This is a genomic window from Mucilaginibacter ginsenosidivorax (genome assembly GCF_007971525.1).
GTDB classification, from domain to species: domain Bacteria; phylum Bacteroidota; class Bacteroidia; order Sphingobacteriales; family Sphingobacteriaceae; genus Mucilaginibacter; species Mucilaginibacter ginsenosidivorax.
Genome location: NZ_CP042437.1, coordinates 6,913,411 through 6,938,891 on the forward strand (window position 1 = coordinate 6,913,411; position 25,481 = coordinate 6,938,891).

The window sequence follows — 25,481 nt, forward strand, 5'->3', positions numbered from 1 at the left end:
CATGCGCAAACGGTTGCGTAATTTTTCACTATTTTTTTCGATTATTATTTTGCTACCATTGTGTCTCAAAGGCCATATTTTACCAAATGGCGCCGCTTTCATCGTCAAAATTTCGTCTTATAAAATGAAGAGAATCATAATCAGCCTTATTATCTGCATAAGTGTAAATACGGTCTCGCTTGCACAAACAATGGCTCCTGCCGATTCGTTGCCGGGGGCTACGATATTACAACACGATTTTAAAATTGATTTTTAATGAAGAAAAGTATTGTTTGGTTACTCTTATTATTAGCTGGATTGACTTCCCGGTCTGCCTTTGGTCAGCAGGAAATTAATGAGCCATTTAAAATTGGCACAGAGTCATTTATGTTGAACGGGAAACCCTTTGTTATTCGTTGTGGCGAGTTGCATTATGCGCGCATACCCAGGGCATATTGGAGGCATAGGCTAAAAATGGCGAAAGCCGTTGGCTTAAACACGGTATGCGCTTACCTGTTTTGGAACTTCCAGGAAACGGAGTCAGGGAAATTTACCTGGGAAGGACAGGCAGATGCTGCCGAGTTTTGTAAGATAGCGCAAGAAGAAGGGCTATATGTTTTGTTGCGTCCCGGCCCATATTCATGTGCCGAATGGGAGTTTGGTGGCCTGCCTTGGTGGCTGTTAAAAAAGAAAGATATTCAATTACGTACCCAGGACGCTTACTACATGCAACGTTGCCGCCAATATTTAACAGAAGTTGGGCGTGTGCTAAGCCCTTTGCAAATAACAAAGGGCGGCCCTATATTAATGGTACAGGTTGAAAACGAATACGGAAGTTACGGCACAGATAAAGAATACATTTTAAAAATACGGGATTACTTAAAGGAAGCAGGCTTTACCGTTCCGCTGTTTACCTGCGATGGCACCGTACAGCTTAAAAACGATGTTCAAAAAGATATTTTCGCGGTGGTGAATTTCGGCAATAATCCAGAGGCCGGCTTTAGAACCTTGCGCCAAGTACAGCCTGCCGGGCCGCTAATGTGCGGCGAATATTACCCGGGCTGGTTTGATAGCTGGGGGGCGCCTCACCATACGGGTTCAAATGACCATCTTATAAAAGAAATCGGCTGGATGCTTGATCATAAGGCTTCTTTTAGCATCTATATGATACATGGTGGCACATCATTCGGCTTGTGGGCAGGCGCAAACTGTCAGCCCTACGCTCCCGAAACATCAAGTTATGATTATGATGCGCCTATAAGTGAAAATGGTTCCGCAACGGCAAAATATGATGAGTTGCGTAATACGCTTAAAAAGTATCTTCAGCCTGGCGAGGTATTGACAGACGTGCCCGCCGCGCTACCGGTACAAAAAATAAAGCCTTTTAATCTTGCCATGATCGCCCCGATAATGAGTCAGCTGGGAAAACCGATATTAAGTGATACCACACTTTTTATGGAGGATTTGAACCAGGGTTACGGCATGATGGTTTACGAAACTACGTTGCCGGCCGGCGCAAAGAGCCAGCTGGATTTTACCGAAGTACATGATTACGCCGAAGTTTTTATTGATGACAAACTTATTGGCTTATTAAATCGGGTTAAAAATGACCATATCATTGAAATTCCTGCACTCACTAAGCGTAGCAGGCTCAGGGTTTTTGTAGAAGCCATGGGCAGGGTTAACTATGGTTATTACTTATACGATCGTAAGGGGCTGCAAGGCGAGGTTTATAATATAACAGATGGGCAAAAGGTAATGTTAAAGACCTGGAAACATTATTCCATTCCGCTGGGCGAAGGCAATCCTGTATTTAAATATAAACCAATTAATGCCGTAGCTAAGTTGAATGAGCCCGCGTTTTACAAAGGCTACTTTAATGTAAAAAGCAAGGATGATTTTTATTTGGATATGCGCTGGTTTAAAAAAGGCGTTACCTGGATAAACGGGCATTGCCTGGGCCGGTATTGGAACATTGGGCCAACCCAAACCATGTATGTACCTGGAGTTTGGCTAAACCAGGGAAAAAATGAAGTGGTTGTATTGGATATGCATCGGCCATATGCTGCCCGCCTGCAAGGTTTGGATAAGCCGATATTGGATAGTCTTACAGAAATAAAGGCTGTGAGTAGTAACCATCGCAAAGCCGGGCAACAGTTTGGAAATAATTTGAATAGCCTATTATATTCGGGCGAAATGGAGAATTCCACTAAATGGCAAACATTTACGTTTCCCATAAAAAGCGGTCGTTATATTGCGCTGGAGGCATTAAATAACTTTGCAGGCGACCAGTTTACCGCATTGGCCGAACTGGAATTACTGGATGAGAATGGAATGCAAATACCCCGCGGCTTGTGGAAAGTGGTGTATGCCGATAGCGAAGAACTGAAAGGAGAAGACGGCAAATCAGAAAACGTGTTTGACCTGCAGTATACCAGTATCTGGCATACCCAGTGGAAGGATAATGCCACCAAACACCCGCACCAAATTGTTATTGACCTGGGGAGTAAAACAACTATGAGTGCTATTAAAATGCTGCCACGACAGGATATGGAAACCGGGAGAATTAAGGATTTTAAACTTTATTTAGCGGATAAACTTTTTAATGGTTTGTGATGTGTGAATTTTAAGTTATGCTGAGAAATGCCAGTTACCGTATAATCGATGAATAACCGTTAGAATGAACTTAATAACAAAGCTTAACCAAGGCAGTCGGCTTTGTATGTCGAACACTTTTATTTAGGATGCAAAGAAAATTGTAGCTTTATAGAATAAACTTCATTAGCTAAAATGTCGATAGACCTTTTCAGCAGAGCACTTTATTTATAATCAAAAGGAGATAATTCATTAATTGAAAAGATTGATAAATGGCTCGAGGAGAGTTTAGACATTCCGGCGTCAGAATTTATCGTCGAAAATGAAAAATACTACTGGAAAGAATTTCATCGACACAGTTCACAGATATTATTGACGAAGATGAAACAGATTGGTTTTTAATTTATTCTGAAAATTTAAAATTTGTCGCTATTGCCAAAAAGTACAATCTCTCTAAAAATTTAGTTGGAAAAAAAACAGGAATTTACTTATCAACTCTTTGGATACTAAAATCGAACATTAACTCTATCAATATTGATCAGGGGCCGATATTGATTTATACACCTTTCCACTTTGATTGGTCTATACTTAATTTAGCTCATGATTTTAAAACGCTAATGTTTAAACTAATTGATTCGGGTGTAAAGCTAAAGCAAATACCAAGTTATGCTGTACCTGGATGGAGCGAAAAGATAATCAGATAAAAAGCACAGTAATATTGAATACTACTGTGCTTTTTTCGTGACCTGGGAGAGGATCGAACTCTCGACCCACTGATTAAGAGTCAGTTGCTCTACCGGCTGAGCTACCAAGTCATTGTAAAGACGGGTTGTCTTAAATGGGTTGCAAATATGCGGATTTTTTTAATCTATTAGCTATAAAAGGTAGCTTTTTTGAAAGTTTCTAATAAAATGAAAAGTAAGTAAATCAAGTTTTTAAAAAGCGTCAGGTATAAAGTGCGTCACCAAATGCGTCACTTCTATGTACACTGGATTAAAAATTGTCTCATCTGATGACCTTAAACATAGGTCTTACATTATTTACTACTTCAACGGCGAACGGTGCCGGGAGTACAATGGTAATAGTTTAAATCTGAAAATTTTTCCCAACAAGGCATCTACACTGAAAGAAAAAGCCAAGTTGTTGAGTAAGCTTCTTTTTGAAATTCAAAAAGCATTAGAAAAGGGTTGGAACCCATTAGTGGTAATAAAGGCAGAGCCGGTGCCAGCTCCAACGCCAGCTACTTTAAGGCATACGATTGAACAGGCATTTAAAGAAGTTCAAATAGAAAAGCTGGCAAGCCCGTTGAGTGATAAATACAAAAGGGAGATTAAGCTGCTGGTTAAGGATTTTCTTTTATACCTAAGTGAGAACGAAAAATGTAAACCAATTAACGAACTGCAATCCGATATTATTGAGACGTATCTAAACCAGTTTAAAGCAACAAGCGTATACTATATGAGCAAGCGCAGATTGTTAGCAGTGTTTTTTGCTGAGTTTGTGAGAAAAAAATACATCCCCGACAACATAATAAAATCTACTCCACGGGTAAAGACTAAGGCATCACTGCATAAGATTTATACAAAAGAGCAATTACATGCCATACTTAAATTTCTTAAAGTAAACCATCCAAACCTTTACCTATGTGCCTTATTATCTTATGGTTGTTTGCTACGTCCGCACCAAGAAATTCGATTTCTGAAAAAAAAACATTTTAATGAAGATTTTTCAACTATCTCCTTATCGGGTTCAGAGAATAAAAGCGCACGTGTAAGAGTTGTAGCAGTACCTAAGTATCTTCAAGACACTTTACGGGATAGGCTCACTGAAATAGTCGACCCGGAAACTAATATCTTTACAATGGAAGAGTGGTCGTTTAATGAGTACTATTTTAGTATGAACTGGACACGGTTACGTGGAGATATGTTAACGGCAAAGATATTACAAGAAGACCAAACTATTTACTCTTTCCGGCATACTGCTACCGTTGATATATTCAAGCGCACTAAAGATTTACACATCTTACAGCAACTGTTAGGGCATAGTACGATGATAGTTACGTTAAAGTATCTACGTGGCTTAGGAGAACTAAACAGTGAGGAGTTGAGAAGCGTGCTGCCCGATTTAGAGCTGGCTTAGCCCGCCTATACCCACACGGTATCCGGGTACTCCCCCCGGTGGGTGGGTGGGGTGGTCCCGGTAAGGGACTACACTCCAAAATTTTTTTTAAATTTTTTTTAAAAAGTTTTGGGGTACTGCTTAGTGGTTTTTGATATTAGAGGTGAATGGCTGACATCGGCGGAATGTCGATGTCAACCATTATTAATAGACGTACTTAGCCTGTAATAGAGGAAAATTTGAGTACAGTTTAACAGTGGCATGAGTTCTTATCAGCCTTGCCCGGTGCACACCTTGTATCAACTCACCTTCAACCTGTTCTAAATGCAACCGTTGTAACTCCGGGTTTTCAAATGTGGTGAACCAAAAACCACGCCCCTCGTAGATGACTTTCAGATTTTTCATCGTATAGTCATTGCATTTTATATGTAACCTGTCTGCTAAGAATTGATAGTAGGTGGGGTGATAAGTCATCGTACCTACTACACAAAAATCTTTACCGGAAAGTGTGTTGGAACCTGTTAAGCTACCGAAGTGTAACGTATCAACCGGATTGGCAAAATGTTTTTTGTAGCCAGTATGGGTAATGACGGGCATACTGCCAACTTTCGCAGATACCTTATCATGGTAGTTGTCTAACCCCTTTTTTGAGCAACTTTTAGACGTGTCTTGTATAAGGGTGCCTTGAAGCTCAACGTTTGAAATATCAATAAATACTAACCTTTCACCAAATATTTTTTCATTTAGAGTTCTCGATGCAGTTGCGTCAAGAAATATCAGTTTTTTATCCGTTGGCAGTTTACTCAGATGGTTAACCTCATAATGAATAAACTCCCCGTCAAACATAAACCGGGACGATTGAAAGAACTTTAATACGTTGGTATCAAACCTATCCGCTCTTATCACCTCTTTCACTATGTCTAAATAATCAGTAAAGTTTGGGGTGGGATGTATCCCGGTCTCTTTCACCACCAGCACTTCTTCCAATTCGTCAACAACGCAGCCCCGCAAGGTCAGGTGCATCTTAATAGAGGTTAGTTCCGCTACCGATGTCTTATGATGCTCAAAGATGGTATTGTATGCATTCTCATCAAAAACATAAGTATCATGGTTGAACGACTGATGTAGCAAACGTGTATGTGTGGTAAACACCGTCTTATCAGTACCGGCATCCTTGATAGCTTTGTTCTGTTTCAGATATTCAATAGCAAAATTCATGTCCTCATAGTCCAAATGCCCGTCTTCAAAAAGTGACTTACCATTTGCCAAGTCTTTGATTCTAAAAAAAGCGTTCTCATTCAGTCCTTTATTATAAAGGGCGTTTAAGAATACTTGTACTGGTTTACTGAATTTAGTCAACGCTTCCGGCGTGACTAACTTCTCGTCATCAGACAATTTAGACCAACTATATTGTTCATTTTTCAGGTTATTGTTGGGGAATGCTATTACTACACCTTTCTTATTTATAAAGTGTTGACTTTTGCCTAATCCCGGTGCTGCCTTGAATACGTAAACGGTGTTTCCCGTGTCAGCATTGGCTACATCAACCCATTTTTTCATCTCCTGTTCTGCTTCATCCAGCTTATAAATTCGTGGCTGATTTGTAGGGTCAACCTCAACCCTTCCTTTTTTGCGCAGCAACTCCGGGAAGGTTTGAAATTGGTTTTGTTGGTCATCACTATAGGGAGAATACTTACCGATTAAATAGGTGCGATAATGGCTTTGATTACGCAGATAAGAAATTTTTGAAAATTTTTCATCTGAATAGTTACCGTTCTTTCTAAGACACGCTTTATAAAGCTTTTCACCACCGTCTAACCGCATCAGGTTAGAAGCCATGCACATTAACTCAGTATCGTTTAGTTTACAGCCCAACAATGGTGTGCCACCTCCCTCGTAGAATGTCTTAAAAAGCTTGCATTCAAATAGGTCATCCAGCTTCCAATTATCAATAAGTTTCGGCTGCTTATCAGTTTCGTCACAGATTAGGGGAATATCGTTATTGCTATATCTATATAGTATAGAATTACCGTTATTTCCCGTTTTTTCAATTAAATTAATATTGAAACTTTTTCTTCCCTTGTTTCCAGCTTTGGCATATTTTAATTCATTAGCTATACTGAAAACAGTTTCAGGCTTAAACGTAAATTCTAAATCCCCCCGGAATACTTTTTTATTAGTGCCGAGCCATATACGAGCTAAATCCTTGCAAGCAGCATCACTCAAAGAGTTGAAGATAATACTAAACGCTTTATTCAGGTCAGTAGCCATTTTAGGATGTCTAACCTCCCCATCACATATAAAAATGATACGGTACCGAGGATTGGTATCTGTATGAGAATATGTAGGATAGCCTATATTATACGGCAATCCGTAATCTCTACATATAGCGTCAATCTCTGTCAGTGTTAGTGTACCGTCAAAGTCCAGCGCAAACATAGTTTGAGCCATAAAATTAGGTGTCTTGCGGCGGTCGCCGTCATACACTTGGGCAGTTATTGGAGTTCCCTGCTCAATACATTCAATTAGTTTCTCTACCGATGTTTTGCAATGAGTAACCTTTATTTTTTTGTACTCATCGTCGGTGGGTTTTACGTGAAAAGATACTTCACTTTTGGAGTAAATTAAGTTCACTGTTCATAAATCGCTGCTAAGTTCACTGTTAGGCTTCGATGAAGCGAAAGACGGCAGGTAGTAGCTTAGTGAACTTAACGAAGTGATGCTACTACCTTTGGTGCCGTCTCTCTTATAAATACTTTAAAAATTAGTTTTTATAGGAAAAAGGTTAAACTTTTTTCACACTGCAAACTTAAATCAAATAAAAAAAAATGCCAGTTTTTGTTTATAACAAGCTTTAAATAAACAACTAAAAATGTTTATTTAAAGTTCTTCTTTAGGTAAGAAAATACACGGGCTGCACTCAAAAGCCTTACCTAATTTAATTAAATGGGCGATATTAAACTTTGCCCTGTGATTGGGGTTCTCAATTTCTGAATAAAAACCATCTGATAGGTCAAGCTTAGTTGCAAGTACCGATTGTGTCCAGTTTCGTTGTAGGCGCATTTCTTTGACACGTGCAACAATGTACAGGTCTAAGTCGGTTTTCTTCTTATCCGATTTTTGCTTCGCCATCAATGCGGAAAGGTCACATTATGCTTGCAAACGTCAATAAGTACATGTACTTTGAAATATCACTTTTTTTTAATACATTCGTCCTACTCAAAACTTTATTCATGCATTCCAAACATTGTGCAAACTGCGGAAATGATAATGACCCTATCTTAACCAACTGTATTTTTTGCAAGTCTCCATTGCCTGTAATCGACATACAATCACTTTCAAATGAAACATTGGTTATGAATGCGGGGCAATGGATTGGTAAACTAAAAGATGGCTTTTATACTGTCACTTTTGTAAATCCAAATTCGATGTTAGGCAGCACTACCACTGCCGTAAGAAAGGCAGAGATTCAAGGATATGCCTTACAGTATCTTTCATTAATACAAGTCAGGGCTATATCCAATTTAAACTTAAATGCCATTTACGCCGACCTGAAAAGTCAGTATGACATCGGTGTAGCATCGTCTGATAAACCTACCCGTACACTTAAAAAATTAGGGCTGTATTGCTTAATTGGCTTTTTATTGATAGCCATTTTAATAGTTATTCAAATTTTATCCTATCGTAAATAATATTATAAATGCATACAAAACATTGTAACGGGTGCGGCAACGATAACGACCCTATACTAACCAACTGTATTTTTTGTAAATCGGCATTGCCAATTATCGACCTTGATTCAATACCTAATGAAGTGTTGGTAATGAATGCCGCAGAATGGGTAGGTAAAATGAGGGAAGGGTGGTACACCGCTAAAGCACCTAACGCACGTCCCCGGATGGTCATCAAAGGTGAAATTCAAGGCAACGCTTTACGCTACTTATCCTTATTGGAAATACGAGCCAGCACCAACATCAACCTTGTTAACACTATTAACAATCTCAGGGCTGACTACAACAAATACGAGAAGAAAATGCCAAGTAATCAAAAAATGGCACTTGGGTTTTTCCTGTTACTTGTGGCAATGCTTTTATCATTATTCATTAGACAGTTTATATAATGGCGTTAATAGATGTAGTTAAGTATAATGGTAACCATACTGATTTTGTATGGAAGTTCCCTACCGAAGATTTGAGGTTTGGTTCTCAATTAATAGTAAATAATGCCCAAAGTGCATTCTTTGTTAAGAACGGTCAAGTTTTGGATGAGTTTACAGAAGGGCGGTACACGCTAAAGTCCGGCAATATTCCCCTGCTGAACAGACTGATAAATCTGCCGTTTGGGGGTAACTCTCCTTTTGCTGCCGAGGTATGGTACGTAAACAGAATTACCAAGTTAGATAACCGTTGGGGTACTGTCCAGTCTATCAACCTCGAAGACCCTTTATACAACATCGTTGTACCGGTAAGAGCGTTCGGTCAATATGGATTCAGGATAGTTGATACAAGGGCATTCCTTACTACCATAGTCGGTACAGCTAAACTGTTTAACTCTTTGCAAATCACGGAGTATTTTACTGGCAAGGTACTTAGTTCAATTACGACAGCTTTATCAAAAGCTATAGTAAAAGATAAGATTTCGTTGTTACAAGTCGGGGCTTATCAAGACGTGCTATCTGAATATTGCGAAAAGGAAATCAACAAGGAGTTTATTAAGTATGGGATAGAAATAGTAAACTTCTTCTTTGTAAGCATCAACATCCCGGATACTGACCCTTCGTTTATAAAACTGAAAGAAGCTAAGGAGTTTGCAATGCGTATCAATGTTATCGGCAAAGACATGTATCAGATGGATAGAACGTTTGACGTGTTGGAAATTACAGCCGGTAACGAAGGTGCAGGAAGTTTTACCAGTGCTGGCTTAGGGTTAGGTGCTGGTTTAGGCATGGGTGGTGTATTCAAAAATCAGTTTTCAGGATTGAGCGGCGTTTTAAGCGACCCGCAAGCTGTACCACCCACGCCGGTAAGCAATCCGATATATTTCGTGATAGACGGTAAGCAGAGTGACCCGTATAACCCGGAAATGATACCCGACCTGATTAGCAATAACAAGGTCACCGAAAATACACTTACATGGATGAAGGGTTTATCAGGTTGGTTACCCGCCAAAGATATTGATACCCTAAAAGGATTGTTTGAACATACACCACCCCCTATACCCGGAGCATGAAAAAAATTATAATTTTAGCCTATGCATCACTGATGCTGCTTACATTATTAGGTTGTTTATTGTTTACTGTTTTCCGGGGCTACAATGCCTTATTTTGTGAGCTAAGCTTACTTATATCAATGAGCGTATCTTTATCAATCGTAAGCTTTAAAATAGACCCGGTTTACAAAATTTCAATGGTTATCGGCGCAACAATTTTGGCGGCAGTAAGCTACCTAATCTCAATGTTTATGCCTAATAGCTTAACAAACAACGTAGCCCTGTTTATTCAGGCGGTAATAATAATAGTTGAAGTACTGGCGCTGGCCAGCGCCAGGTACTTCACGAGGTTCGCCTAAATAGTATAACGCCTATGTATCCAGTAACGTATAGATTGACCCTCTATAATACAAAGAGGTTTGATGAGTTCCTGACTTATGATTTTGCTGAATTGCCGGTATCCGGGGACACTATTGAAGTTTGCGAAGGTTACCTGTTTGAAGTCAGAAGCCGAAGTTTTAAGCCCCGGAATGGTAAAATAATCTCAGTACGCCTTCACGGCGAAATGCTTAATGGTGACGAGAAAGAACAACATAGTTGGGAAAAACTAAAAAGCAAGATTCTTGACCAACGGGAAGGTATAAGACGTAACCGGGAGGGTATGGTTGAGCATCGGGAGTTTACCGGATTCCCTGATAAATTAGAGTAATGACCCAACTTTTAACATGTTCCAAAACCCGCTTTTAAACCTCCCATAACGGCATTTAACTCTCCCTTTAAGAACGTAATTAACCGTCATTTTAACATTTATATCTTTAATCTGATACCTAATTAGGCAGAATTAGCCCAACTAAGAAGGTGCAGGTGACTTAATCCGACAATTATCTAATTAATTAGATTTGAAAATTTTTCAAAGCCTATGTTATGGCAAAAAAAACGATTCTCCATATCCCTCATTCATCTACTGAAATTCCTGATTTAACTGGCTACTTAGTGAGTAATAACGAGTTGGAAAAGGAGAAATTACTATTAACAGACTGGTACACTGATGACCTTTTTTCTTTACCGGATTCAGTAAGGGTTATCGCTAATTTCAGCAGGGTATTTTGTGATGTGGAAAGGTTTGCTAATGATGAAGATGAAGTGATGGCGGGTGTGGGAATGGGCGTTACGTACACTGCTACCGATGACGGCAATCGACTTCGGGAAGTATCATCTGAGTTGAAAGCTAAGATATTGAGGGATTATTACAACCCACATCATTTAAAACTAAACGCCGCCGTAGCCGAAGAACTTTCAACCAGTGGCGAAGCCCTAATAATTGATTGCCATTCGTTCAGCAATGAGCCATTTAAACGGGATATAAACCAAGATACGCCCCGCCCTGACTTCTGCATTGGCATAGATGATTATCATACACCACGGAGGTTGTATAAGCTTGCAGCCATCGGTTTAAAGATGCTTGGCTATAATGTAAAATTAAATACTCCTTATTCCGGCTCAATCGTACCAACAAAGTTTTATCGTAAGAATAAAAGAGTGCTGTCAATCATGATTGAAGTTAACAGGGATTTATACCTTATCCCCGGCACCAACTTAAAAAGTGAGGGATACGATAAGTTGAAATCAAATATCCAAGGGTTACTAAAATTCATTAGTAGTAACTATGATAATAAATAGGTACTATCTTTACAGAAGGTGATTAACCTTAACCTAATAGACCAGTTAAATATTTAACTCATGCCAATACCTGACAATATAACTCGTGAACACATCTTTCAAGCTATGCTTAAAATTAAGAGAGAAGGTGTCCCTGCAAAAAGAGGTGCAAGAGAATGGGCGTTGCAGTACGAAGGAGAAGACTACCCATGTAAACTACTTATATCATGGGGCAACCTTTACATAAACGGCGTTGAACTTAATCCTGACCCCAATAACTTTACCACCTATATGGCACAAGATTATTTAAGGGCATTAGATTTTGAGGTTGTAGCAGTTTAGATTCATTAAACTTTCAGGCATATCAAAAACATATACAATGTCATTTAACTGGATTTCAGATTTGGTAGTCCCGGTACTTGTCGGCGGTGGCGCAACTACTACGGTCGGTCTGTTTTTTAAAAGCTATATCGAAAAGGGTGTTGAACACAAATTCAATATCAAGTTGGAAGAATATAAAGCCGAATTAGGAAAAAAAGGTACCGGGTACCAAATTGAATTGTCAGAATTTGCTAAGAAAAAATTTGAGTACGTTATTCAGCTTTACACTAAAGTATTAGAACTACAAACGAGGCACTTGAACCTGATTGAAAAGTTAGGGGAAAATTTCAGGACAGTTGAAGAAGTAACTAAAAACTTTGATGCCAATCTTGCCTTTCTAAGGAGCCTTGAAGATTTAAACCGGCTTACTTCGTTAGTAGTTGACAAAACAGTAACACAAGCGGTAAGAGAGTTCAGCAATTTGAATTTTCATATATTTTTGTTAGCTGCGGAGGTTTACAAATATTCAGTTGCTCAAAAATTTGAAGACCAAAGACAGTTCAATGACTACACCAATGAAACCAATGAGCGACACAAAACTGAATGTCAAGCAGTCATCAAAAAATATGATGGGTTACTTGAAAAAGTACGCATAGAGTTAGGAGCGGTTTTAAAAATTGAATAACTCTTAGCCAGAAAATATTTACTTTCGCCACTGTTGCTCAATACCGTATAATAGGTTACGGTATCCAAAGCTAAACCATCACACATAATGAAACCTAATATCTTTGACCTTGCTACTAAGGAATTATCACAAGATGCCTTTCTTACTTGGTTACTTAGTTACGCAGACCCCGCCAATGCTGCTTACGATAGCAAGCTAAATCAATGTGCGCAGCAGTTAGTAAACGAATTAATAAGCACCCACGTAAATAATTTTGATGGGATAATAACTACTGTTAGAGCAGGCAGGCAATGGAATAATGTTGACGTATGGGTAGAAGTTAACAACACCTACTTCATTATAATTGAAGATAAGACGACAACAGGGCAGCATTCAAACCAGCTAACACGTTACAAAGAAATTGCTACTGACTGGTGTTTACAAAACAACTACACCTCGCCTGTCTGCGTTTATATAAAGACAGGAAACGAATCGCTTCACAGCCTAAGGCACGTTAAAGAGGCAGGATTCAGCATCTATAATAGGAAGCACTTAGTTAAGTTGCTAAACAGTCACCCTGAAATTACCAACGATATTTTTACCGATTTTAAGCAACGGTTGCTTAGATTGGAAGCCGAAAACAATCAATTTCTTACTAAGGTGCTTGGCGATTGGGGCGGTGTAGATTGGCAGGGATTCTTTCAATACATAGAGAGAGAAATGAGTATAGTTGCATGGAACTATGTAAATAATCCTGCCGGTGGCTTTTGGTGCGCCGTACTGAATTGGGACTACTGGAACGACTTATATCCGGTTTACGTGCAACTTGAAGAAGGTAAGTTATGCTTTAAAATCTCTACTGACCCGGAAGAGCCAGTAGAGATGCCCCCTAACGTTTCAAGGGGGCAAATCAGAAACGAACTACACGCCATGTTGATGCAAAAAGCCAAAGATAACGACGTTAAAAACATAAGAAAACCTGACAGATTCGGCAGCGGTAACTACATGACCGTAGCTATCGTTGATAAACATAACTGGCTTGGTTCAAAAGATTCAATTATCAATCCTGCGGAAGTTATCAATACACTGACCTTGTATAGAAGTTTTCTAAAAAAAGCAATACAGTAATTATATAACCTAATAAAATCTTAAACTAAACCACATTAGAATTAGAACATGGATGCGGGAAAAAGAACAATTAACGACATTTTTAATGGTAACAGAATTTTAGAAATCCCCTTTTTTCAAAGGGCTTACGTTTGGGGTGAAGCCCAATGGGAACGCCTTTTAGAGGATTTGGCTCACGTAAGCAAATTTAACAAACCCTACTTCTTAGGCTCGGTTATTCTTAAACAGCAACCGACCAGTACCGGCAACGGCTCCGGGGATTTAAGAACGGTAATTGATGGTCAACAAAGGTTAACAACCCTTAATCTTTTCTTTAAGGTTCTATGTTTAAAAAACGAGCAGGGTCATCTCTTTGACCGAATCTTCCGGCTAATGAGTACCAATAAATTAGCTATTCTTCACAATCATAATGATATAGCTGCCTTTGAAAAAATACTTAGTCTGAATGAATTAGCAGAGGTAACGGAAACGGACAATATCAGTAAGGCTTATAACTATTTTAAAGACAACATCGATACTGAAAGCTACGATGTTCAAAATATACTTTCAAGGGTTTTGTTTGTAGGGATTGACCTCGACGTAAACGAAGATGAGCAACAAATTTTCGACACTATAAATTCTCTCGGTGTAAGATTGACTACAGCAGAGTTACTAAAAAATTATTTTTTCAACCGTGAAGATTTGCAGAACTACAAAGAATTTTGGTTGGATATTTTTGAAAAGGATGAAGAGCAAAGAGAATATTGGGACAGGGAGATAACTACCGGGAGATTAAAGCGAACCTTTATCGACCTGTTTTTTTACGCCTATTTACAGATTAAGATACAAGAACCTGAGTTAGATATTAAGTCAGAAGAGAAAACCGAATACGCTAAGGTTGATGCACTCTTTGAATCCTATAAAAAGCTGATAAAGGATTACAAGCTGGATAAGAAGAAAATTTTAGAAGAAATCAGGGACTACGCAAAAGTCTTTAGCGAAAACTTTGATTACGATGTTGTAGATAGTGAACTTACTTCTGACTTTGGCATTGAAAGAATCAATTCAATTATTTTCGGGCTGGAAACTACAACCCTTATCCCGTACGCTCTTTACGTACTTAAAAACGTAACCAGCGTTAGCCATCAGGATGAATTATTTGAGATTATAGAATGCTACCTGATGCGCCGGATGGTGGTTCATGCCACAACTAAGAATTACAACCAGTTGTTTAGTGAGAGATTAATATCAAATAAGGTATTATCAAAGGATGACTTCATAGGATACATCAACAGAAATCCTGACAACGTAAACTTCTTCCCAAATGATAAGGCATTGAAAGTAGGGTTTGATACTGCCTACTTAGTTAACAAGCAAGCTGCCGGAATACTGTATCTTATCGAATCTAAGATACGTAACCGAAGCAGACATGCCACAAAGCTTTTGGGTATAAGTAAGTATAGCCTTGAACACCTAATGCCTAAAAAATGGGAGAATAATTGGGGCAGAATCAGTAACAAGGAGTTGAGGGATGAAAGAAACCGGAAGCTATACACCTTGGGAAACTTAGCTATAATTACACAGTCATTAAACGCATCAATCAGGGATTCAAATTGGAAAGCCAAGAAAAAAGGTAAATCTGACAAACCCGGTTTAGTTCATTATTCTGCGGGTATAGAAACGTTAGCACCTTACCTTGAACTTGATGAGTGGAACGAATCAGAAATTGAAAAGAGAGCCAAATTTCTGTATAATAAAGCGGTGAAAATTTGGAAGTACGATGATAAGGCATAGCAATTAATTTAATATAGTAGAAGAGTTATGGAAAATATCACTTTTCAAATACAAGCCCCCGATTTTAGTTTTGAGGAAATCGCTAAAGATAAAGCCCAAAGTATTATAAGGTTTCATTTATATGGCAACGGTTTAATACAATATGTTTCAGGAGGAAACCACGAATTGGGCGACCGGGTTGAAGCCGAGATACGTACACTATATAATAAGACTGAGCAACTTGTATGTATCAGCGAGTTAATCACATTTCTTACCGACAACGTAATACAGTTTAACAATAATCCTTATAACGGCTATTCTGATGAGGACAAAAAGATGTATGCTAAAGGAATAAATAAGTTGAAGTATATTTTATATTCATTAGCAACTGCAACTTGTGGGTACAGCTTTGATACAAATAGTTTTAACAATGAGGAAGTAACAGAGTTGTCCCAAAAAATTGATAAGGTTCTATCTGAGCTCGAAACTATCAAAATGGGAAACGGAGTTTTGGGAGATATGATAGACGAGTTGAAAGATGAAATCAACTCTTTAAAATCTTCTTACGTATTGGGCAAGAAAACTTGGAAGCAGAAAGCAACCGGAATTATTGTTTCTTTTGCTGGAAATAAAGGAGGTGATGCGATATGGGATGCTATAAAGCCATATCTTAAAGACTTTATGACGAATCAGGCACCGGAAGTTATTCATAAGTTATTAACTTAATAACCACAAGTAAACTTTTTGAGTGTTATTAAAGTGCGTCATTTAATGCGTCACTTAAAACAACTTTTAGTAGGTTTTCTGACTTATTTTGTTTATCTTTAAAGTAAGCATTTTACTTGAACGTAAGTAAAAACGTTGTTTAACAGTACTTTTAAAGACAAAAATAAATTCAAAGGAACTCTCGACCCACTGATTAAGAGTCAGTTGCTCTACCGGCTGAGCTACCAAGTCGTTCCGGTTTTTTGCCGGGTTGCAAATATGCTAATTTTTATTCGAGTCGGAAAGTATGGAAGCCGGAAAGTCCGAAAGAATTTTGTCATTTTCTAACAATCACTTCCGGACTTCCCGACTTTTAAACTGCCGCGTACAACTCCTCGCGTTGTTTTTGCACTACCGGGCTATTGATGTATTCATCATAAGTCATCAGCTTATCAATATAGCCGCCAGGTGTTAATTCGATGATCCGGTTGGCTACGGTTTCTACCAGTTCATGGTCACGTGAGGTGAATAGGATGGTGCCCCTGAAGTCTTTCATGCCATTATTAAGCGCTGTGATGGATTCCAGGTCCAGGTGGTTAGTAGGTTCGTCAAACATCAGCAAGTTGGCTTGTTGCAGCATCATACGGCTAAACATGCAGCGCATTTTTTCGCCTCCAGACAGTACATTGCTTTTCTTTAATACTTCTTCGCCCGAAAATAGCATCCGGCCTAAGAAGCCGCGGATAAACTGATCGTCCTTTTCGCCCGGCGAATATTCGCGCAGCCAGTCAATCAGGTTATCATCTTTGCCTTTAAAGTATTCGGCGTTATCAATAGGGATATCTGCCGGGTTTATGGTAATACCCCATTTAAATGTACCTTTAAAATCGGTGTCCCTGCCGGTTAATACGTTGTATAAGGCTGTTGTAGCAAGACTGTTTTGTGATAATATGGCAATTTTATCGCCCTTATTAACGGTGAAGCTAATATTGTTAAACAGCAACTCGCCGTTAAGCGATTTCTTCAGGTTCTCAACCTGTAATATCTGGTCACCGGCTTCGCGGCCAAGGTTATTAAATATGATGCCCGGATATTTACGGTTTGATGGTTGAATTTCATCAATATTAATCTTATCCAAAGCTTTTTTACGGCTGGTGGCTTGTTTTGATTTTGAGGCGTTGGCGCTAAACCTACGGATAAACTCCTGCAATTCCTTAACCCGCTCTTCCGTCTTTTTATTCTGATCAGAACGTTGTTTCAGCGCAAGCTGGCTCGATTCGTACCAGAAGGTATAGTTACCGGTATAAATGGTCATTTTGGCAAAGTCGATATCTACCACGTGGGTACACACAGTATCCAGGAAGTGCCTGTCGTGCGATACAACCAAAACAATGGCCTCATATGAAGCTAAAAAGTCTTCCAGCCAGCTCACTGTATGAATGTCCAGATCGTTGGTAGGCTCATCCAGCAACAGAATGTCGGGCTTGCCAAAAAGGGCCTGTGCCAGTAACACGCGTACTTTTTGCGTATTGTCCAGATCTTTTACCAGGTTGTAATGAAATTCCTCTTTTATGCCAAGGTTACTTAAAAGGGTAGCGGCATTACTTTCGGCATTCCATCCATCCATTTCGGCAAACAGATTTTCCAGCTCGCCGGCGCGTTCGCCATCGGCATCCGTAAAATCTTCTTTCAGGTAAATGGCGTCTTTTTCTTTCATTACAGCATACATTTCCTTGTGGCCCATCATTACGGTTTCAAGTACTGTAAACTCATCAAAAGCATAGTGGTTTTGACTTAATACCGCCATCCGTTCGCCGGGGGTAAAACTCACCGAACCACTGGTTGGGTCGATATCTCCTGAAAGAATTTTTAAAAATGTTGATTTACCGGCACCGTTGGCGCCAATAATGCCGTAGCAATTGCCTTGAGAAAATTTAAGATTAACGTCTTCAAATAAAGTACGTTTACCGTAACGTAAAGATAGATTGGATACCGTGATCATGCTGCACCTGTAATTTGGCGCAAAAATAAGCTAAAAACTTCGGTTATGGTAAATTAAGCTGATATTATGTTTATGTAAATGATTGTGGATATGGGGAAGAATTTGTTTGCCCAATGCTTTTGTGAAACGTGGATACAATTGCACAAAATAATTATGCTGTTGAAACTAAACGCCTGATTTATACGTTATACAGTATAATTTACCAATTATAAATAAATGGAACAACCTTTGACTATATTATTTTATATTAATTAATTTTTAATTTTTTCACAGTCATGGGAGCACTAATAGTTAGCTTAATTATTATCAACGTAGTAATAGCTTTCAATAATATACAAAAACGTAAGGTATACTAATAGCCTTAATACGCCGGCGCAAGTTTAGGCTAACAAGGCTTTTAAACTTTGCGTTTCATGGTCGGCTAATTTTTGCAGGGGCCCGGAAGCAAGCATTTTCAGCATCATGCTTAACTCTGCATTAATAGTAAAAACAACATCTGTTTGGTCGTTATTTGGGGATAACGACCATTTTAGTTCTAAAGCAAAGGGTGGTTTAGCCGCCGGTTTAATTACAATTTCCTGGTTTTCAGCACGGTTATCTATTTTTAACGATAATTTGGCCATGTTGGGTATGCTAAAACTGGCTTCGTCGGTGGTAGATACCCATTCCTGAATGCTATCCGGCATTAATTTTTGGTGATTATTAAAATCCGCCAGGTAGTTGTAAACCTCGTTTATCGGCTTGTTTATGCTGATGGCGCTGGTAAATGTAGTCATAAAGAAGTTTTAAGTTTTGAGTGGTGAGTTATAAGTTTTAAATGGGCAAATGAAACTCACAACCCAATACTCATAACTCAAAACTATTTTTTAGCTTGATGCAATTTGCCCCCAGGCAGATGGATTTTCGCGCCATTGGGCTAATAAAGCCACATCTTTCTCGCTAATGTATTGGTTTGCTTCGGCATATTTTATCAACGCGTTGTAGTTTGATAGCGTTACAAAAGGGCAGCCCGCATTTTTAAAGTTTTCGGTAGCTATATCAAAACCGTAGCTAAAAATGGCAGCAAGGCCTGCAACTTCAAACCCTGCAGATTTTAACGCATCAACTGCCTGAAGACTGCTTTTTCCGGTCGATATCAAATCTTCAATTACAACAACCCTTTTGCCTGTGGTAGTTTGCACATCGCCCTCAATTAAGCTGCCTGTGCCATGTTCTTTTGCTTTGGCACGTACATATATAAATGGCAGGCCCATTTCCTGCGCTACCAGGGCGCCTTGTGGAATGCCAGCTGTAGCAACGCCCGCTATACAGCCAACGCTGCCAAATTTTTCCTGGATAATAACAGTTAATTGTTGCCTGATATAGGTGCGGATTGACGGATGAGACAGTGTTACCCTATTATCGCAGTAAATTGGCGATTTCCATCCAGATGCCCATGTAAAAGGATTATTAGGTTGTAATTTAATTGCTTTAATTTGCAGCAGGAACTCGGCAACCTGCTGTTCTATCTCATTATTATTAAACATGGCTCAAAAATACAGAATTTATATTAACGAAAAGGTGATCCTGCTAACTGAATCAGAACCTCATGGAAAAGAAAATTACGAAAAGCTTGATGCAGAGGCCTTTGATCTTAAAATAATTTACACCTGGATACTGGCCAACCCCAAAAAACTGTTCTACATCAAATGTAATAATGTTAAGGAATTTTTAAAATCTGTTAAAAAAAGCATTACCGTTATTGAGGCTGCAGGTGGCCTGGTTAAGAATACTGCGGGCAACTATTTATTTATTTACCGCAACGATAAATGGGATTTGCCTAAAGGGAAAATAGAAAAAGACGAGAAAGTTAAAGAAGCCGCCGTGCGCGAGGTAGAAGAGGAGTGTGGTATTAAAGTAAGCAGGCTTAACGAGAAAATTTGCAAAACTTACCACGTATATATAAACCGCGGAGAAATAGTGCTCAAAAAAACGCACTGGTTTAAAATGGATTGCAAAGGTAAAGAGAAACTAAAGCCCCAAAAAGAAGAAGGAATTACAGATGTACGCTGGTTTGAAAAAGAACATATCGAGCCTATTATTGACAATACTTTTCCATCTATATTAGATGTGCTGCACAAAGAAAAACTGGCTACAAATAAGCTAATGCCTCTGAAGGGATAAACTGGGCCACATCGCCATGGTGGCGCATAATTTCGCGTACGATGGTTGAACTGATAGATGAGTAGCCGGGTTTACTTACAATAAATATGCTTTCGATATCGGGCATTAAAGCGTGATTCATCTGGGCTATTGCTTTTTCGTACTCAAAATCAGACACCGTACGGATACCCCTGATCATGTAGGTGGCCCCGATGCTTTTGCAAAAATTTACGGTAAGGCCCTCATAAGCTACGATGTGTATCCGGTCGTCATGTTTAAAAACAGCGCGCAACATTTGCTCCCGGGTTTCAATACTCAATAATCCTTGTTTGCTGCTGTTGGCACCCACGCCTATATAAAGCTTATCAAACAGGCCAACGGAGCGTTTCACGATATCTACATGTGCTTTGGTAACCGGATCAAACGAACCTGGGAAAAGGGCGATCTTCATAGTAGCATGGTGTTAATACTATGCCAAAAGTAGCAATGATTTTTAAAGTTTAAGCACGCGGTTGAATTTAAAGCGCGATAATATCTTCCAGATTATAATAAACCTTAATGCCTTGCTCCAGGGCAATTTGTACATCGCCATCGGCCCCTTTTGATTCGCCGGGTATCCTTAAAATGGCATCACATTTGGCAAGTATCCGTCGTGATACCGGGTACGAGATTTCCTGGTAAGCTTCATCCCCCGGATGCCTTGAGCCGGCTTGTTTTAACAGGGGCAGAGCAAGCCATTCGCCTATTACCGGAATGTGCCCGGCCCTGAAAATAGGAAGTGCCATTTCTTCCATTTTTCTCAAATTATTGGACATTAGTTCGGGATCGTCGTTTGTGCCGGAGCGATAGGGGCCTGCAATTAAAATGATTAAAGGTTTGGGTGTCATGATACCAGGTTGTTTAGTTGAGCGTACTGCAAAAGCATTATTGTTTTGGCGTCCTTTATTTCGCCGGTACTAATCATGTTTAAAGCTTGCGTAAATGGGAGTTCCAATACTTCTATATTTTCGTTTTCTTCATCCAGGCCACCACCATCGCTTACTTTCATATCGGGCGTATATTCGGCAATAAAAAAATATAGTATTTCTGTTACCGATCCGGGCGACATGTAAGCCTCAAATACCTTTTTTACATTGGTTATTTTATAGCCGGTTTCTTCTTCAGTTTCTTTCCTGATGCAATCTTCCGGGTTGTTTTCATCCAGCAGCCCCGCGCAGCATTCAATTAGCATCCCGTCGTGGTTGCCATTAATATAGGTGGGCATCCTGAACTGGCGGGTAAGTATTACAGTGTTAAGATCAGTATTATACAGTAATATAGTTGCGCCGTTGCCCCGGTCATAGGCTTCACGGGTGAGCAGGTGTACAGATCCATCTTGTTTAATAGCCTCAAATGTTACATTGTTGAGTGTGTACCAGTTCTTGGAGAGAATCTCTGTTTGTAATATTCTGATTTTATCCATTATATTTGATTGTTTTTGATCTATTTTGATTATTTTTGAACAAATGAACGTTATTTAAATGAACTTTCAAAAAAGAAAACAAAAAATACTCGATCAACTAAACAGCACCGGCGAAGTTGATATCAAAGAATTGGCAGCAACACTGGCTATCTCGGAAATAACTGCCCGGCGCGATTTAAACCAGCTTGCCGCCGACGGTTTACTTTACCGTACCCATGGCGGCGCCATGAAAATTGACCCTTTGGCAAAACCGCTGGATTTTGTAAATAAAGCCGCTCAGAATTCAAGTGTTAAAGACAGCATTTGCCGTAAAGCTGCTGAATATATCCACGACGGGGATATTATTTTTATGGACTGCGGCAGTACCGTTTTTAGGCTGTGCCAGTTTATAAAAAATAAAAAAATAAAGGTTATAACCAACTCGTTGCCTGTAATTTATGAATTGCAGAACTGCCAGGTGTCCCTGAATATAATAGGCGGAGAATTTGACAGTAAAAGACAGGCTGTACACGGTAAAGCAGCAAATGAACATATTGCCAGGTACAGGGCCGGAAAGGCGTTTTTAGGTGTTGACGGGATATCCCCAAACGGTTTATTTGCAAACAGCGAACTTGAAGCAGAAATAACATCGGCTTATATCAACCAAAGTGCCTTTACCTATATCTTATGCGATGCCGGTAAAATAAACAACCAGACCTATTTGAAATTTGCCGATATAAACCAGGTTGACGCTATAATTACCAATGCAGATGACAAAAAACTAAACCTTTTTGCAGAAACTGCTTTGACTGTTATTAAGGTGGAATAGCAATTCCGGACTATTTATAGCTATTTTATTTTTTGTACAAAACCATAGCGGTGCATTGGCTTTCCTGCTTTCGGCAATTGATCAAAAGCCTGGTATAGGATGTGATTATTATTTTCTACAATCCCTTTAAATATGCTGGCTATATCTTTTTGTAAAGCATTATTCTCTATCCGCAGGGCTGCGGTATCAGTTAGCTGGATGTCTGTTTTATAGTTAATTATTGGATAAATTCCCTCCTTGCCTTTTTCACCTATAAATTGCGGGTTAATACCAAAAATAACAGGCTTTGTTTTTATAGCGCCAACTGTGATTGGGAATTTATAAACGGAATTAGCCTCTTTAACCACTTTTGAATAGAAGTTTTTCATTTCACCCTCGGTTTTGTATTTAAAAAAATGCCCGCCGGGATTTCCAATTTGTGCTGCGGTGATGATCATGTCGGCAGCATCAATTATATCACCAGAATTATACAATTTTTGAGCAGCTTCATAATAGTCAGGTGCGGTATAGCCAGCCAATGCGTAAGCCCCAAGTTGTATAATGTTTATTTTCCAGTCGCTGCCATATTTTCCATACACAACAAGGATCATGATACTATTGACTGAGTTAGTGCTTTTTAATAAAGAAGCGTACATTTCTTCATTCAAAGCAAGATAATTAACAATGTAACCACTGCGATTGCTAAGGCTGGAGATAAGCGTATTAGGAACGTTAGTAGTTGTGTTTTTGGTATAGTACTCGTCTATAATTTCATACCCGGTATTACTTAATGCAGGGCTTCCTAAATCAGATAGGCTGTCAATTAACTTTGTGGATTTTTCAATCAACGCTGATGAGAGCAATTGTTTAAGTCCTGCTTTGTCCTTTTTCTGGATATTGCTATAAAGAGTCTTATTTAGCTGGTCTATCTGATTTTTTATATCGGGTGTGATATTTCCGTTTATCCATGTACCCGAGGTTCCAACGTGGCAACTAAACAGGCTTATGGCTAATAAGATTAATATCGCTAATGGGAGATGCTTTTTCATTTACTGAAAGGTTAGGTTTTTATAAATTTAATTGTCTTATTCGGCAGCCCTAAAAAACGAGAACGACGAATGCCCATACTTTCGTTGTTCCACAAATGCTGGGTGCTGGCTAATGTTTTGCATCGATTGATGTTCCACAATGAGTAATGCTCCCGGCAAAAGTATATTGCGTTCAAAAACTATTTTCGGTATCTCGGGGATCTTGTTCAGGTCATAGGGCGGATCGGCAAAAACAAGGCCGTACTGCTCGGTTTCCATTTGCAGATATTTAAAAACATCCTCCTTATACACCTTCACCTGGTCAAGTTTATGCTGGCGCGACGTATCTTTAAGGTAGTTAACGCAATGGATGCTCCTGTCAACAGATATTACTTCGGCTGCGCCCCTCGAAGCAAATTCCAATGAGATATTGCCTGTGCCGCTAAAAAGATCAAGCACCTTGATGCCTTCAAATTCTATCTGATTTAAAAGAATATTAAAAAGCGCTTCCTTGGCCAGGTCGGTAGTAGGGCGCACCGGAAGGTTTTTGGGTGGATTAAGCCTTAATCCTTTTAAAGTGCCTCCGATGATACGCATAATGACAGGGCCGAAAGTGACAGTATTTTATGCCCCTCAATTTCAAGCGGGGTTTGCAGAATTTTAGTGGTATTCACCTCAACCTTTCCAAAAAATTCGGCCAGGCGGGTAATGTTTTTGTCCCCCGCATCAACATCTCCACTAATGTAAACGTAAGTGTAGGCAGGTTGCAGGTTCAATTCGTCGGTTACCAGCGATACAAAATAGGCCAGTTCATCTTCGCCGGTAAACTCAAAAGTATTATAAAACCGCAGTTTGCTGAAGTTGAAATTGGCAATTTCGACAGTACCGCCATTAATGTTTACATACAGGTCTCTGTCGCCGGGCTGGTTTCGGGCCAAAACGTTTAACCAACCTTTTGATGTATATACCGTGTTGCGTAAGCCAAATTCGTCGGCGGCGTTTAATATATTTTCGGGCGTTTTATAAATAATAACATTGCGGTTATCAAGTGGTTGCGATAGTACCTTTTCGTCGGCCTTTACATCCAGGAAACGGGCCAGGTCGGTAAGCTTGTCCGGGTTAAAAACAGTTTGCGGTAGCAGCGAAAAACCTGTTGCAGGCAAACCAATAACTACATTTTTAAAATTTGCCGATAATAAATCCAGCAGTTCCTCGGGGTTAGTTAATTCATCAAGCGGGTGATTGTCGGCAACCGCAACCAACTTATTTTGATCGGTAACAGCGTAGGTAAACGTTGTTTTATCAATTTGTATCAGTAAGGTATAACCCTGAGCCTTATCAAGGCTAAAGTCATCATCATGGTAGTTGTAATTATATTCGCTCATGCCGGTTTAAACAAAAGTAATATTTTTTAGCAGATACCATATACATGGCGGCGGTTAATTGCTTGCATCCAGATAAAATCAAATCATAAACCTGGTGCATAAAGCAAGTATAATGTAAATGATCAGCGGCCTGAATATTGGCTTCGGGTAATAATCATCATCCGGGAAATACTTCCTGAAAAAATACCTCGACAATATAAACGCGGCGGCTATATGGAAAGCTATCGTAATACCGGCAACCTGGAGCAGCGGGATCATTTCATTAACGGTTAATGGTACACCTGACGCCGCTTTTTTTATCACCTCCTGGCTAATATTAATGCCTGAGTACCTGATTGCCATAACGTATGAAAACTGTACAAGCAATAAAAATATCAGCACTTCGGCTACGGCCTTCCGGTAACCGGCAACCCACAAATTAATGCACAGCAGTACGCCGCCATATATAAAATTGAATACCGAAAACCAGAATATTGCTTTGCGCGAGTAGATATCTACGTAGTCTTCTTCGCTCTGTTCTTCCTGCTTGTATTCTTCAAATTCCAT

28 protein-coding genes and 1 tRNA gene are annotated in these 25,481 nt (G+C 39.3%); 16 read left to right on the forward strand and 13 right to left on the reverse strand.

Annotation, left to right across the window (positions count from 1 at the left end; genetic code table 11):
• Nucleotides 1–124: 124 nt before the first annotated feature.
• Both FSB76_RS32770 and FSB76_RS28480 read left to right on the forward strand, forming a co-directional pair.
• Nucleotides 125–256, forward strand: a complete 132-nt coding sequence (locus tag FSB76_RS32770; RefSeq protein ID WP_262713491.1) for a hypothetical protein — start codon at nucleotides 125–127, stop codon at nucleotides 254–256.
• Complete coding sequence (locus FSB76_RS28480) at nucleotides 256–2,595, forward strand: beta-galactosidase (protein WP_147059548.1); 2,340 nt, start codon at nucleotides 256–258, stop codon at nucleotides 2,593–2,595. The genes FSB76_RS32770 and FSB76_RS28480 overlap by 1 nt, the downstream gene beginning before the upstream one ends.
• A 721-nt stretch (nucleotides 2,596–3,316) precedes the next feature.
• Here the strand turns inward: FSB76_RS28480 and FSB76_RS28485 are convergent.
• Nucleotides 3,317–3,389 (reverse strand) — tRNA-Lys (locus FSB76_RS28485).
• Nucleotides 3,390–3,555: 166 nt separating this feature from the next.
• Here FSB76_RS28485 and FSB76_RS28490 point away from each other — a divergent pair.
• The gene (locus tag FSB76_RS28490) at nucleotides 3,556–4,713 is read left to right on the forward strand and encodes a tyrosine-type recombinase/integrase (protein ID WP_147059550.1); all 1,158 of its coding nucleotides are present in this window, start codon (nucleotides 3,556–3,558) and stop codon (nucleotides 4,711–4,713) included.
• Nucleotides 4,714–4,896: 183 nt separating this feature from the next.
• On the opposite strand, the gene FSB76_RS28495 is transcribed toward FSB76_RS28490, so the two are convergent.
• Nucleotides 4,897–7,326 carry a hypothetical protein gene (locus FSB76_RS28495; RefSeq protein WP_147059552.1) on the reverse strand — a complete coding sequence of 810 codons (2,430 nt, stop codon included), beginning with the start codon at nucleotides 7,324–7,326 and terminating at the stop codon, nucleotides 4,897–4,899.
• A gap of 246 nt (nucleotides 7,327–7,572) precedes the next feature.
• Nucleotides 7,573–7,824: a helix-turn-helix domain-containing protein gene (locus tag FSB76_RS28500; RefSeq protein ID WP_147059554.1), complete on the reverse strand. Its 252-nt coding sequence runs from the start codon at nucleotides 7,822–7,824 to the stop codon at nucleotides 7,573–7,575.
• A 224-nt stretch (nucleotides 7,825–8,048) separates the two neighbouring features.
• Here FSB76_RS28500 and FSB76_RS28505 point away from each other — a divergent pair, with 224 nt between their 5' ends.
• The 11 genes from FSB76_RS28505 (at nucleotide 8,049) to FSB76_RS28555 (ending at nucleotide 16,150) form a co-directional block, all read left to right on the forward strand.
• On the forward strand, nucleotides 8,049–8,384 hold the full coding sequence (locus FSB76_RS28505) for a hypothetical protein (RefSeq protein WP_147059556.1): 336 nt from the start codon (nucleotides 8,049–8,051) through the stop codon (nucleotides 8,382–8,384).
• An 8-nt stretch (nucleotides 8,385–8,392) separates the two neighbouring features.
• Nucleotides 8,393–8,812, forward strand: a complete 420-nt coding sequence (locus tag FSB76_RS28510; RefSeq protein ID WP_147059558.1) for a hypothetical protein — start codon at nucleotides 8,393–8,395, stop codon at nucleotides 8,810–8,812.
• Complete coding sequence (locus tag FSB76_RS28515) at nucleotides 8,812–9,921, forward strand: SPFH domain-containing protein (RefSeq protein ID WP_147059559.1); 1,110 nt, start codon at nucleotides 8,812–8,814, stop codon at nucleotides 9,919–9,921. The genes FSB76_RS28510 and FSB76_RS28515 overlap by 1 nt, the downstream gene beginning before the upstream one ends.
• Nucleotides 9,918–10,259, forward strand: a complete 342-nt coding sequence (locus tag FSB76_RS28520) for a hypothetical protein (protein ID WP_147059561.1) — start codon at nucleotides 9,918–9,920, stop codon at nucleotides 10,257–10,259. Before FSB76_RS28515 ends, FSB76_RS28520 begins: the two co-directional genes overlap by 4 nt.
• Nucleotides 10,260–10,273: 14 nt before the next feature.
• Nucleotides 10,274–10,609, forward strand: a complete 336-nt coding sequence (locus FSB76_RS28525) for a hypothetical protein (RefSeq protein WP_147059563.1) — start codon at nucleotides 10,274–10,276, stop codon at nucleotides 10,607–10,609.
• A 215-nt stretch (nucleotides 10,610–10,824) separates the two neighbouring features.
• Nucleotides 10,825–11,580, forward strand: a complete 756-nt coding sequence (locus FSB76_RS28530; RefSeq protein WP_147059565.1) for an N-formylglutamate amidohydrolase — start codon at nucleotides 10,825–10,827, stop codon at nucleotides 11,578–11,580.
• A 60-nt stretch (nucleotides 11,581–11,640) separates the two neighbouring features.
• Nucleotides 11,641–11,901 (forward strand): hypothetical protein, encoded by a 261-nt coding sequence (locus FSB76_RS28535; protein WP_147059567.1) that lies wholly within the window; start codon nucleotides 11,641–11,643, stop codon nucleotides 11,899–11,901.
• A 37-nt stretch (nucleotides 11,902–11,938) separates the two neighbouring features.
• Nucleotides 11,939–12,565 carry a hypothetical protein gene (locus tag FSB76_RS28540; protein ID WP_147059569.1) on the forward strand — a complete coding sequence of 209 codons (627 nt, stop codon included), beginning with the start codon at nucleotides 11,939–11,941 and terminating at the stop codon, nucleotides 12,563–12,565.
• An 87-nt stretch (nucleotides 12,566–12,652) separates the two neighbouring features.
• Complete coding sequence (locus FSB76_RS28545) at nucleotides 12,653–13,672, forward strand: PD-(D/E)XK nuclease family protein (RefSeq protein ID WP_147059571.1); 1,020 nt, start codon at nucleotides 12,653–12,655, stop codon at nucleotides 13,670–13,672.
• Nucleotides 13,673–13,720: 48 nt separating this feature from the next.
• Nucleotides 13,721–15,445 (forward strand): DUF262 domain-containing protein, encoded by a 1,725-nt coding sequence (locus tag FSB76_RS28550; protein ID WP_147059573.1) that lies wholly within the window; start codon nucleotides 13,721–13,723, stop codon nucleotides 15,443–15,445.
• A 27-nt stretch (nucleotides 15,446–15,472) separates the two neighbouring features.
• Entirely contained in the window at nucleotides 15,473–16,150 is a 678-nt protein-coding gene (locus FSB76_RS28555; protein ID WP_147059575.1) for a hypothetical protein, read from the forward strand.
• Nucleotides 16,151–16,502: 352 nt separating this feature from the next.
• Here the strand turns inward: FSB76_RS28555 and FSB76_RS28565 are convergent, their stop codons facing one another.
• The 3 genes from FSB76_RS28565 to pyrE form a co-directional block, all read right to left on the reverse strand.
• Entirely contained in the window at nucleotides 16,503–18,131 is a 1,629-nt protein-coding gene (locus FSB76_RS28565) for an ABC-F family ATP-binding cassette domain-containing protein (RefSeq protein WP_147059577.1), read from the reverse strand.
• Between the two features lie 380 nt (nucleotides 18,132–18,511).
• On the reverse strand, nucleotides 18,512–18,907 hold the full coding sequence (locus tag FSB76_RS28570) for an SRPBCC family protein (protein WP_147059579.1): 396 nt from the start codon (nucleotides 18,905–18,907) through the stop codon (nucleotides 18,512–18,514).
• A 90-nt stretch (nucleotides 18,908–18,997) separates the two neighbouring features.
• Entirely contained in the window at nucleotides 18,998–19,657 is a 660-nt protein-coding gene (gene pyrE / locus FSB76_RS28575; protein WP_090646850.1) for an orotate phosphoribosyltransferase, read from the reverse strand.
• Between pyrE and FSB76_RS28580 the strand changes: the two genes are divergently transcribed.
• On the forward strand, nucleotides 19,656–20,294 hold the full coding sequence (locus FSB76_RS28580) for an NUDIX hydrolase (RefSeq protein ID WP_147059581.1): 639 nt from the start codon (nucleotides 19,656–19,658) through the stop codon (nucleotides 20,292–20,294). The genes pyrE and FSB76_RS28580 overlap by 2 nt on opposite strands.
• Here FSB76_RS28580 and coaD read toward each other — a convergent pair.
• The 3 genes from coaD to nudK form a co-directional block, all read right to left on the reverse strand.
• On the reverse strand, nucleotides 20,263–20,724 hold the full coding sequence (gene coaD, locus FSB76_RS28585) for a pantetheine-phosphate adenylyltransferase (RefSeq protein WP_147059583.1): 462 nt from the start codon (nucleotides 20,722–20,724) through the stop codon (nucleotides 20,263–20,265). The genes FSB76_RS28580 and coaD overlap by 32 nt on opposite strands.
• Before the next feature lie 67 nt (nucleotides 20,725–20,791).
• Nucleotides 20,792–21,160 (reverse strand): DUF4406 domain-containing protein, encoded by a 369-nt coding sequence (locus FSB76_RS28590; protein ID WP_147059586.1) that lies wholly within the window; start codon nucleotides 21,158–21,160, stop codon nucleotides 20,792–20,794.
• Entirely contained in the window at nucleotides 21,157–21,735 is a 579-nt protein-coding gene (nudK, locus tag FSB76_RS28595) for a GDP-mannose pyrophosphatase NudK (protein ID WP_225976340.1), read from the reverse strand. The genes FSB76_RS28590 and nudK overlap by 4 nt, the downstream gene beginning before the upstream one ends.
• A gap of 58 nt (nucleotides 21,736–21,793) precedes the next feature.
• Between nudK and FSB76_RS28600 the strand changes: the two genes are divergently transcribed.
• A complete protein-coding gene (locus FSB76_RS28600; RefSeq protein ID WP_147059590.1) occupies nucleotides 21,794–22,543 on the forward strand; it encodes a DeoR/GlpR family DNA-binding transcription regulator in 750 nt (249 codons plus the stop codon).
• Between the two features lie 20 nt (nucleotides 22,544–22,563).
• Here the strand turns inward: FSB76_RS28600 and FSB76_RS28605 are convergent, their stop codons facing one another.
• The 4 genes from FSB76_RS28605 to FSB76_RS28620 all read right to left on the reverse strand — a co-directional run bounded on the left by FSB76_RS28605 (nucleotide 22,564) and on the right by FSB76_RS28620 (nucleotide 25,481).
• On the reverse strand, nucleotides 22,564–23,571 hold the full coding sequence (locus FSB76_RS28605) for a hypothetical protein (RefSeq protein WP_147059592.1): 1,008 nt from the start codon (nucleotides 23,569–23,571) through the stop codon (nucleotides 22,564–22,566).
• Nucleotides 23,572–23,607: 36 nt separating this feature from the next.
• The gene (gene rsmD, locus FSB76_RS28610; protein WP_147059594.1) at nucleotides 23,608–24,147 is read right to left on the reverse strand and encodes a 16S rRNA (guanine(966)-N(2))-methyltransferase RsmD; all 540 of its coding nucleotides are present in this window, start codon (nucleotides 24,145–24,147) and stop codon (nucleotides 23,608–23,610) included.
• Complete coding sequence (locus FSB76_RS28615) at nucleotides 24,123–24,935, reverse strand: DUF3822 family protein (RefSeq protein ID WP_147059596.1); 813 nt, start codon at nucleotides 24,933–24,935, stop codon at nucleotides 24,123–24,125. Before FSB76_RS28615 ends, rsmD begins: the two co-directional genes overlap by 25 nt.
• A gap of 78 nt (nucleotides 24,936–25,013) precedes the next feature.
• A complete protein-coding gene (locus FSB76_RS28620; RefSeq protein WP_147059598.1) occupies nucleotides 25,014–25,481 on the reverse strand; it encodes a hypothetical protein in 468 nt (155 codons plus the stop codon).